9 protein-coding genes and 1 pseudogene are annotated in these 9,488 nt (G+C 31.8%); 4 read left to right on the forward strand and 6 right to left on the reverse strand.

All coding sequences use genetic code 11. The features are described 5' to 3' along the window. Positions 1 to 163: 163 nt before the first annotated feature. Positions 164 to 649, reverse strand: a complete 486-nt coding sequence (locus BDW31_RS11895) for a hypothetical protein (protein ID WP_037548440.1) — start codon at positions 647 to 649, stop codon at positions 164 to 166. Between the two features lie 260 nt (positions 650 to 909). Continuing rightward, positions 910 to 2,082 (reverse strand): multidrug efflux MFS transporter NorA, encoded by a 1,173-nt coding sequence (gene norA, locus BDW31_RS11900; protein WP_053024925.1) that lies wholly within the window; start codon positions 2,080 to 2,082, stop codon positions 910 to 912. A 240-nt stretch (positions 2,083 to 2,322) separates the two neighbouring features. Here norA and BDW31_RS11905 point away from each other — a divergent pair, with 240 nt between their 5' ends. From BDW31_RS11905 to BDW31_RS11915, 3 genes are all read left to right on the forward strand, one after another. Further along, entirely contained in the window at positions 2,323 to 2,742 is a 420-nt protein-coding gene (locus BDW31_RS11905) for a PPC domain-containing DNA-binding protein (protein ID WP_053024926.1), read from the forward strand. A 232-nt stretch (positions 2,743 to 2,974) separates the two neighbouring features. Further along, positions 2,975 to 3,592, forward strand: coding sequence for a DUF1361 domain-containing protein (locus BDW31_RS11910; protein WP_053024927.1), 618 nt, complete (start codon positions 2,975 to 2,977; stop codon positions 3,590 to 3,592). Beyond that, positions 3,589 to 3,867, forward strand: a complete 279-nt coding sequence (locus BDW31_RS11915; RefSeq protein ID WP_053024928.1) for a hypothetical protein — start codon at positions 3,589 to 3,591, stop codon at positions 3,865 to 3,867. Before BDW31_RS11910 ends, BDW31_RS11915 begins: the two co-directional genes overlap by 4 nt. 302 nt (positions 3,868 to 4,169) lie before the next feature. Here the strand turns inward: BDW31_RS11915 and BDW31_RS11920 are convergent, their stop codons facing one another. From BDW31_RS11920 to BDW31_RS11935, 4 genes and pseudogenes are all read right to left on the reverse strand, one after another. Further along, positions 4,170 to 5,543: a cryptochrome/photolyase family protein gene (locus tag BDW31_RS11920; protein ID WP_053024930.1), complete on the reverse strand. Its 1,374-nt coding sequence runs from the start codon at positions 5,541 to 5,543 to the stop codon at positions 4,170 to 4,172. 98 nt (positions 5,544 to 5,641) lie between these two features. After that, positions 5,642 to 7,194, reverse strand: a pseudogene (locus BDW31_RS11925) (SLC13 family permease). A 175-nt stretch (positions 7,195 to 7,369) separates the two neighbouring features. Then, positions 7,370 to 7,666: a hypothetical protein gene (locus tag BDW31_RS11930; protein ID WP_037536459.1), complete on the reverse strand. Its 297-nt coding sequence runs from the start codon at positions 7,664 to 7,666 to the stop codon at positions 7,370 to 7,372. Between the two features lie 73 nt (positions 7,667 to 7,739). Then, positions 7,740 to 8,669 carry a CobW family GTP-binding protein gene (locus tag BDW31_RS11935; protein WP_053024931.1) on the reverse strand — a complete coding sequence of 310 codons (930 nt, stop codon included), beginning with the start codon at positions 8,667 to 8,669 and terminating at the stop codon, positions 7,740 to 7,742. Positions 8,670 to 8,892: 223 nt separating this feature from the next. Here BDW31_RS11935 and mgrA point away from each other — a divergent pair, with 223 nt between their 5' ends. Then, the gene (gene mgrA / locus BDW31_RS11940; protein WP_110709676.1) at positions 8,893 to 9,330 is read left to right on the forward strand and encodes a global transcriptional regulator MgrA; all 438 of its coding nucleotides are present in this window, start codon (positions 8,893 to 8,895) and stop codon (positions 9,328 to 9,330) included. Positions 9,331 to 9,488: the final 158 nt, after the last annotated feature.

The following is a 9,488-nucleotide window of genomic DNA, read 5'->3' on the forward strand; positions in this document are numbered from 1 at the left end:
GCTAATAATTATAGAGGTAATTGTGCCATTTTTGTATTCAAACATAAAAATTGGACTGATGATTTTTAGTCATCAGTCCAATTTATTATAGAGCCTTATAATCTTACTACGCTTTCTATGAAAAATAAAAAGAGCGCTCTTCCTATTATAAGAAAAGGCGCGCTCATTGTGCGTTATTAGATAAGGCTTCTATTTTACCCGTTTTATTTACTGCAATATTACTACTTTGTGATTGATGGTTTGGATTCAATTGATACGTAATATCTTGATTCGTTTCACCACTACGTTCTAAATTGACCACTTTACCATATTGATGATTCGTATAATTTTGAGCAATTATTCTACATTCTTCAGAAGAATATTCATGCTTATTACTATTTGCATTGTCATGGGAAGTGGAATCTATTTTATTATAGTGTGTTTCCATTTTGCGTTCATCGGAATTTTTCTCTGATGCTTTAGCTGTGTGACTTGTAGTAATATCTAACATTTTTTCAGTTGCAGAGACACTACTCATCTTTGAAAATGTAGAAATTGTCTGATGCACTTTAGCTAAGGCATTTTGGTTTGTAGCTATAAATAATAAGAAAGCTAGACATAACGATAAAATTACAGCCACCATACCTAAAAGTATGTTTTTTAAATTCATCTCCTTACCCACATCTCTCTCTAAATTTTTATTTATCTTAACATATATATAGAGTAAAAATAATTATGTAGACTGCAATTTAAAATAACTGTAATCTTTGTAATACTTCTATTAATAATCGACGCTATATTGTTACAATTTAACAACATAAATGTAAAAACAAGCAATGACATCGTCAATTTTTCAATTAAAAACGAATGATGTCATTGCCTATTTCATTTAATATTCATATTATCTCTTACTTATCTATTCTATGGTCTTTACTTCGTTGTGTGTTTTCGACGTCTCGTTGCTTGCAGTGCTTTTTCAACAAAAATAATCACGATACCGAACAACATAACTATGATTGCCATATATAAAGGAAATTCCACGTTAACATCAAATAAAGCGCCTGCTACTAATGGACCTACAAAGTTCCCCATACTAGTAAATGTGGAGTTTAATCCACCCGCAAAACCTTGACGATTACCTGCAATGTTAGAGAAGTAGTTCGTAAGTGCTGGACGAATCAAATCGAATCCAATGAACACGATAAAACTAATAAACATGATCGTCCAATAACTATGCGACAAGATTAATAAACCAAGTACAATCGCTGAATAGAGTAATGACCAGATAATAAAGGTTAATTCAGTCATGTATTTCATAAATTTGTCGAAGAAAAAGACTTGGAATACCGCTCCTGCTACGCCACCACCAACAATTGCGATTGAAATATCACGTGGTGTATAGTTGGCTTTCTCAGATGTATAAAGTGAGAATAATGTTTCAAATGCTGATAGACCAAATGCCAGTACTAATGTCAAAATAATTGGCGTAATAAATACTTTCCAGTTAATTTTTGTAAATACTTCCGGTTCGATTGAATGGAATCCTTCAGTTGTTTCTTTGCGTGGGTTATGAATTAATAATAAAGACATGATAAATGCTAATACACCTAAAGTTCCCGCAAAGTAAAATGGAGCTCGATGAGAGAATTCCGCTAAAAATCCGCCAATCCCTGGACCTAGAATAAAGCCTGAATTGATAATAGCTGACATGTACCCAAAGTTCTTGGCTTTGTCTTTAGCTGGTGAAATATCTGCAATCATACCAGTTACACCAGGCATTACCATTCCTGCACTAAAACCACCTAATATACGAGAAGCGATTAATACAGGAAAATGATGACCGATAGCGAATAGAAACTCCGATATGGCAAATAGAACTAGACCAATGCAAATAATTAATTTTTTTCCAAGTTTATCAGCCATCGTACCACCGAATGGTGAAATAATCATTTGAGATAAGGCAAACACTGCTACCAATATGCCTAAGTCGCTACCTTTTAGACCTAAATCTTTCAAGTAAGCGGGGAGTACAGGTATTACCAATCCGATACCTACAAAGATTAAGAAAATATTGAAGTACAATGTAAATAATTGTTTTTTCATGATGACACCTCATTTCATTTTTTGTTTGGTAAATTTCATCATTTCATTGAAGATCAATTTTAATCACGCTTCTGATTAAATATAAATGAGCTACGTCTAATAATATAGTTGAAAATTACATAATATTAGGACATTGTATACTATTTAACTTCTATATTACAATAGTAAGATTTAAATTCTAAGCAATAAAACTTACTGGCTAGTATAATGTAGGTAACTTATCAAATTGAGGTGACGATGATGAAATATAATAAAGATGGTCAAACGTTTCTTTTAGTGCTAGACAAAGGCGAAGATATTGTAGAAGTCCTAACACAATTTGCTGTGGAGCAAGAAATGAAATTCGGTTCAGTTAGTGGTATAGGCGCATGTGACAACGTAACGTTGAATTTTTACAATTTAGACACTCAAAAATATGAAGCACGTGAAGTTAATGAAGCTTTAGAACTAACAAGTTTACTTGGCAATATTTCACATATTGATGATAAACCATTTGCGCATTTACATGGAACATTCGGAACACATGATTTCCAAACATTGAGTGGTCATTTAACGAAAGCTGTTGTATCAGCTACGGCTGAAATAGTAATTCAAATGACTAACTTAGATGTTAATCGTACACATGATGAAGAAACTGGATTGAACTTATTAAGACCTTAATGCAATTATATAAATTAAATTAGCCCATAGATGACATATTTAGATATGCATATATGGGTTATTATATGTATTCCTCATTTATTACATTAAAATAGCGTTTTATATCTTTAAATTTCTTTTGACTAGATAAACATAATGCTTAAATATTTGATTACCATTTAGGTAACCTTTATTATTAATCATTGACTAACTAAAATAAACTCTTATTTTTTCAAAGAAAGTAGTGTATAACATGACTTCGCGTTATATTGCCAGAATATATTTCATAATACTTTTCACATTCTCACTATTTGAAACACGTGTTTTTAATTTTATGAGTTTAAACCTCTTTTTAGCTTATATACCATTTGAGTTATGTTTACTATTAAGATTATTTAAGCCAAGAAAAAAATATGAATGGCCACTATTTTTAATATTTGGTTTAATTTTTGTATTGCTAGTGCCTAATACGTTTTATATGCTAACGGATTTAATTCATTTAAATCAATTTACATTTGATTTTTATGTTCAATTAAATATTATGGAATGGCTGTATTTTACTTACCTATTATTGGGCGTCTTTTTAGCAATGTATTGTATGATTCTTATATTTATAAATTTGATGCATTTCACTTCAAACTTATGGCTAAATCGTACCCTAATTGTAGTTCTTATGTTCTTAAATGGTTTGGGCATTTATATGGGTCGTTTTTTGAGATTCCATACTGTTCATTTGATCACTGAACCTTTCACTATTATTCATCAGGTGATTGCATCTTTAAATACACAATCCTTAACATTTATTTTACTTATGGTATTACTACAAACCGTAATCATTATATTCGTGAAAGGAGTGAGAGTGGCAAAATGATTTGGCACATTTTGATTCTTCTAATCATTATTATTGCTTTACAACTCATTATTGGACATTTCTTTCATAAAAATGGTTTTAGTATGACACATAGTATTATCCTTATGTTATTACCACTTGGTATTGGTTTGTATCTCGTTCAAATTTTTTATTATGAACGCCGTTATCCTAAATGGGAAGTGCCATTAAATGTCAAACTACGATTAAAATATATGTATTTGGTTACTTTCTTAGAATACGTAGCCGTATATATATGCTTATTTGCCTTAAAATAACACTCAAAACCTTGGTGAAAGTAAGTGTTCACACATTTACGTAAGTAGTTCTAATATAGATAATGAAACGTAGTTGAATGCGGAGGCCCAACAAAGAGAATTTCTTAAAGAAATTCCACGAGCTAAGCAAGCTGGGGTGCGGGACCCCAGCAAAGAGATTTTCAACAAGAAAATCTACAAGCTAAGCAAGCTGGGGTGTAATAAATTTTGGAAAATATTATTTCTGCCCCACTCCCTTCTAACAAAAGTAAATTGGAGTGGGGCAGCATTTAATTTGATTGCTATCTCACTCCAATTATTTTTTATATTTGTTTAAATACTGACATAACATGATCTCTTGCTTCTTTATGATCGACTAGTGGTTTTGGATAATCCTGACCTAGTTTAATACCTTCTTGTTCTAACTCCGCTTCATGTTTAATAGGTTCATGTAATAATTTAGGAGTAACATCATTTAACTGTGGCATAAACGTTTTAATGTATAAAGCATCTTTATCAAATCGTTCACTCTGACGACTTGGATTAAACATTCTAAAGTAAGGAACAGCATCTGTTCCTGTAGATGCAGACCATTGCCAACCATGTACATTTGATGCGGAATCAAAATCGATTAATTTTCTTCTAAAATAATCCTCACCCCAAGTCCAATCAATGAACAAATCTTTCGTTAAAAACTGTGAAACAACCATTCTCATACGATTATGCATAAATCCAGTTTGATTTAGTTCAGTCATTGCTGCGTCAACTATTGGAAAACCAGTATGTCCTTCACACCAACTTTTAAATTCATCCTTATTATACTCCCATTTAATGTCACGATATTTTTCATTAAATGCCTCATGAGCTGTGTTTGGATATTGTGTCATTAACACATAATAGAACTCTCTGAACATCAATTCTCGTATAAACTGTTCAATATTATGTTCGTCCTCTTCATAACGCTCTAACAATTGAGTAACAATTTGTTTAATGTCTATTATGCCATAAGCTAAAATGATACTTAACTGACTCGTTAAGACTTCAGGCAAATATTCACGATTGGTTTCATAATTTTGTATGTCTTGTTCTATGTAATCATTCCATTTTTTAATTGCTTTTGATTCTGAAAGACCAAACTTCGAATAATCTTGGTTTAACTTTTGCTGAGATTTCACGAATAAATCGGACAAGCCTTTTAATTTATAGGCATAAGAGTCATGCTTTCTTAGTTTGGAACGATGTGCCTTATAAAAGCTGGTAAACACTTTGTATGGTTCCCCTTGTTTGTTCATCGTAGCGCTTGGTTTGAAATAGTGATTGGCACACACTGTGGTAACTGTAATATTGTGCTTGTTAAAAGCCTTTTTTAAATGACGAATATCATAACTTTCTTGATGATAACTCATAATATCGCCAGCAACAATAACTTCACTGATAGATTTATCCTCACAAAAATCTCCTAAATCACTATAGTCTAACAAGAAGGGTTCAATATCATACTGTCTTAAGTCATTTAGAAATGATTGCATTACACCAAAATAATAATTTGCTTTCATGTCTGTGTCATCTTCTTCGAATATTTCCTGTGGAATAATGAGGTAGCATTTCTCAATATCCTCTTTATTTTGATGAATATATTCAAATAAAGGATTATTATTAATTCGGAAAACGCGATTTAGTATTACACCTATAGTCATCATTTCACTCCCGTTATTAAAGATTCATTAACTTTACCCTTTTTCCAATAATTAAAATCAGAAACTTTATGTTTCGACTTAATGGTATACCAAAGTCTTTAAACCAATCCTAACCATTTCCAATATGTCAAACTAAATATAACTACTAAGATATAGGCAATAATAGTTAGTGGTACTCCTGTCTTTAGGAAGTCTTTAACTGTGAATGTACCCGTACCATAAGCAAGCATGTTTTGTGGTGCGCTAACGGGTAATAAGAAACCAAAGCTAATTACAAATTGTTGAATTAGAACAAATCCAATCGATTGATCACCTAAATGTAATGTAGCTGTAAGTGATATAAATACTGGTATAAGCGCCGAAGATAAACTTGTTGCACTCGCAAACCCAAGATGAATCAAGATATTAAATAGTGTTATAAGAGCAATAGTAGCTATGAGTGGCATATGTTGTAACCCCATAAGTCCGAAGGTTTGGTCACTCAGCCACTGTGCAGCGCCTGTTTTTAATAGTACATTCCCTAGTGAAATCCCTACTCCAAATACTATAATTGTTCCCCAAGGTATTGTTTTTTCTACACCTTTCCATGTAATAACACCAACTTTAGGTGTTAACATAATTGCCAAAGCAATTAAAGTAATGGACGCAGAGTCTATAGGATGTAGAATCTTTTCAGTAGACCAGAAGAAAAGTAATAACACAGATATAATTATCAGACGCCATTCTCTAAAAGAGACTGGTCCTAATTTATCTAATTCTTCTTTGATCAATTCTTTACCGCCTTCAATTTCTTTATGTTCAGGTGGCATCACTTTCATCATGATAAAGAATAATGCGATTGACATAAGGATAGACCATGGTGCAGCATATAAGAACCATTCTCCCCATGACACATCGTGTCCTAAGTTCTGATTAATAAAATTAGTAGCTACAATATTTTTTTTATACCAATGTTCCAAATCGAAACGGCCTGGACTGCTGTAATAATTAAAAGTGATGCAAGTTTACTTTCTTTTGATACTTTGAATGCGGCAATCATACCTAATAAGATTGGTACAACTGCACCCGCTCTTGCAGTTGCTGAAGGAACAAAGAAAGCTAGTAAAATTGAAACTAAGATTGCACCGATAACAATATTACGTGTTTTATTACCTACAATTGATAGCACTAGTAAAGCCAAACGTTTATGTAATTGCGTCTCTTGCATCGCTGCTGCCAAAAATAATGCCGCTGCTACTAATGCAACCGCAGATGTCGAAAATCCACTAAAGGCATGCGTTAATGCATTTCCCGTGCCTAACCAATCTGCGCCAGATAATATTTTATCTCCCTCTTTTGGATTACCTAGTTTTTCTGACAGTTGTTGGACTGGACTAAATCCACAAATTAAAATGATTAAACCTAAAACCATTGTTGCTGATACTGGATACGTCACAGCTTCGGTTACCCACATAATAACGGCAAACGCTAAGATGGCAAGTGTTCCTTTTGCCATTATTGGTAACCCTGCTGGTGTTGGTAATAACAAGATAATTAATAAAACGGCAAAGCTTATAATAATCCAAAATGGCTTATAACCACTTTTACTCTTTTTTTCCTTTTTATTTTTTAAAAGGTTGTTATTCTCCTGTGTAGCCTGCACTTCTTCCATAGTTACCACTCCCTTAATTCGTCAAATTCAGTATATCAAGAAAGCGCTTCAACGATGATGGAATATGACAAAATACACAAAATATTCACTTTTCATATTATTTTAAGCATAAAAAAACTTTGTGATAATGTCTTATTGACTATCACAAAGTCTATGTCATTCTTAACAAAATTATTTAACCAAAAATTTCACGATTTAAGCCAAACACATATAATAGCGTAAAGAATGTAGCCGCACTCAAAACAGTCAAAATTAAAGATAAAATAAGTGTTCGTTTGAAGCGATTAATAAAAGCTATGAATAAAATACCTAAATTGTATGCAAAAAAGAGTCCAAATAAAGCCATTGTCACTTTAATGTTAGTATAAAATATATTAAACAATAGTACAATAATAGCAAAAACTGTATAAGGAATCGTAATACATCTAAATTCAAAACGAATTTGCTTCGTACGTTTATCCTCGTTATTCATGGTCAAACCCTCCTATTTTTATTATAAAACATAAAAAAGTAAACACCTATGTCATAACTGTGACAAAACGATATTATGTGAATTGAATCATATCAAGTTGATTACGTAATCTATCTGTATCTAATGACTCTCCAATGATAACGATAGTCATCGGTACGTCTTTATCGATAATGCCATAATCAGGTAAGCCCATTGCATATTGAAATTCATATGTTACTTCTGGTAGATCTCTAAACTTCACAAATCCTTTTAAGCGAAGTACACTATCTGGCAAACGCATAATAAATTGATAAAATAACTGACGGTCTATTGCTGCTGTAAATGTATACTGCATCGACTGAATCCCATGATGATGTGTATGTTTATGCTGAATTTCATTATGTCGAATCACTTTACCGTTGATTTGTTCATCATTAAATTGACTATAAGTGGTAATAATTATAGGCGCTTGTGGATTGAGTTTATTTAAATTTTCTTTAACGTCGTTAAGTGCTTCTTCACCTATTAAATCAGTTTTATTTAGTATTATCGTATCACTATAACGTAATTGTTCTTCTAATAACTGAGTTGTTGAAGGACTATAGACTTCTTTTTTAGTGAATCTTTGTGCATCTACAATACCAATAATTGTTGGTTCATGAATATTTTTTATTATTGTAGGGTCTTGGCAAGCCGAATAAATCTCAAGGGGATGCGCTAAACCAGTTGCTTCTATAAGAATATGACTCGTATCTGTTTGATCAATCAACTGTTTCAATTGGTTAACTAAATCGTTATTTAAATCACAGCATACGCAGCCATTAATTAATGAATGAATGGAAACATCATTTCCAAGTAATAAACTATCAACGTCAAAAGATCCAAATTCATTCATTATAATTGTTATTTTCTCATCTTTTTTTAATAATTGCTCTATATAATGTTTTAGAAATGTAGTTTTACCACTTCCTAAAAAGCCATTTACGATTGTAATTGATATTTTTTCATTTTTATTATTTATCATTTTAAAATCTCTTTTCTTTTTAAAATTAATTTGAATATGATAATATATGTATTTATTTTAGATTACACTTGATTAAAATAGAAATATCTTCTAAAATTTAAACATACTTTAATTTTAGCATGGCATTGAGACGAAGTGTGTTGCAAGTTATATTTTATACAACATAGACAAAATTTAATCCGAAACATAGAGAGACGGATAGAATGTCTGGAGGAGAACTTTAATGTCTGAACAACATAATTTGAAAGAGCAACTCTGCTTTAGTTTGTACAATGCACAAAGACAAGTTAATCGCTACTATTCAAATAAAGTCTTTAAAAAGTACAATCTTACGTACCCACAATTTTTAGTGCTAAGTATTTTATGGGATGAATCTCCTGTAAATGTTAAAAAGGTAGTTACAGAACTAGCTTTAGATACTGGTACTGTATCACCTTTATTAAAAAGAATGGAACAAGTTGACCTCATCAAACGCGAACGATCTGAAGTTGATCAACGTGAAGTATTTATTCATCTTACTGAGAAAAGCGAAAAAATCAAACCTGAATTAAGCGATGCATCTCAAAAAGTCGCGAATGCTTCTTCTTTAAGTAATGATGAAGTACATGAACTCAATCGTCTATTAGGGCAAGTCATCAATGCTTTTACCGAGTCAAAGTAAAATGACATGCTAATACTAAGCCAATTAAAGTTATTCGTTTCGAATTAAACTACTATATATTTAGGCTCTACGTCAAATCGGACTGATGAGTCCAAATATTGAGATTAAGCAACCTTAGGTTGTTTAATCTCTTTTTTTGTTGTTGAGGCAAATAGTCG

Origin of the sequence: Staphylococcus sp. AtHG25, assembly GCF_003217445.1 — a bacterium.
GTDB lineage: Bacteria > Bacillota > Bacilli > Staphylococcales > Staphylococcaceae > Staphylococcus > Staphylococcus haemolyticus.

Coding starts and splice junctions, on each gene's coding strand:
- BDW31_RS11895 (WP_037548440.1), bottom strand. CDS start 649: ATGAATTTAAAAAACATACTTTTAGGTATGGTGGCTGTAATTTTATCG.
- norA (WP_053024925.1), bottom strand. CDS start 2,082: ATGAAAAAACAATTATTTACATTGTACTTCAATATTTTCTTAATCTTT.
- BDW31_RS11905 (WP_053024926.1), top strand. CDS start 2,323: ATGAAATATAATAAAGATGGTCAAACGTTTCTTTTAGTGCTAGACAAA.
- BDW31_RS11910 (WP_053024927.1), top strand. CDS start 2,975: ATGACTTCGCGTTATATTGCCAGAATATATTTCATAATACTTTTCACA.
- BDW31_RS11915 (WP_053024928.1), top strand. CDS start 3,589: ATGATTTGGCACATTTTGATTCTTCTAATCATTATTATTGCTTTACAA.
- BDW31_RS11920 (WP_053024930.1), bottom strand. CDS start 5,543: ATGACTATAGGTGTAATACTAAATCGCGTTTTCCGAATTAATAATAAT.
- BDW31_RS11930 (WP_037536459.1), bottom strand. CDS start 7,666: ATGAATAACGAGGATAAACGTACGAAGCAAATTCGTTTTGAATTTAGA.
- BDW31_RS11935 (WP_053024931.1), bottom strand. CDS start 8,669: ATGATAAATAATAAAAATGAAAAAATATCAATTACAATCGTAAATGGC.
- mgrA (WP_110709676.1), top strand. CDS start 8,893: ATGTCTGAACAACATAATTTGAAAGAGCAACTCTGCTTTAGTTTGTAC.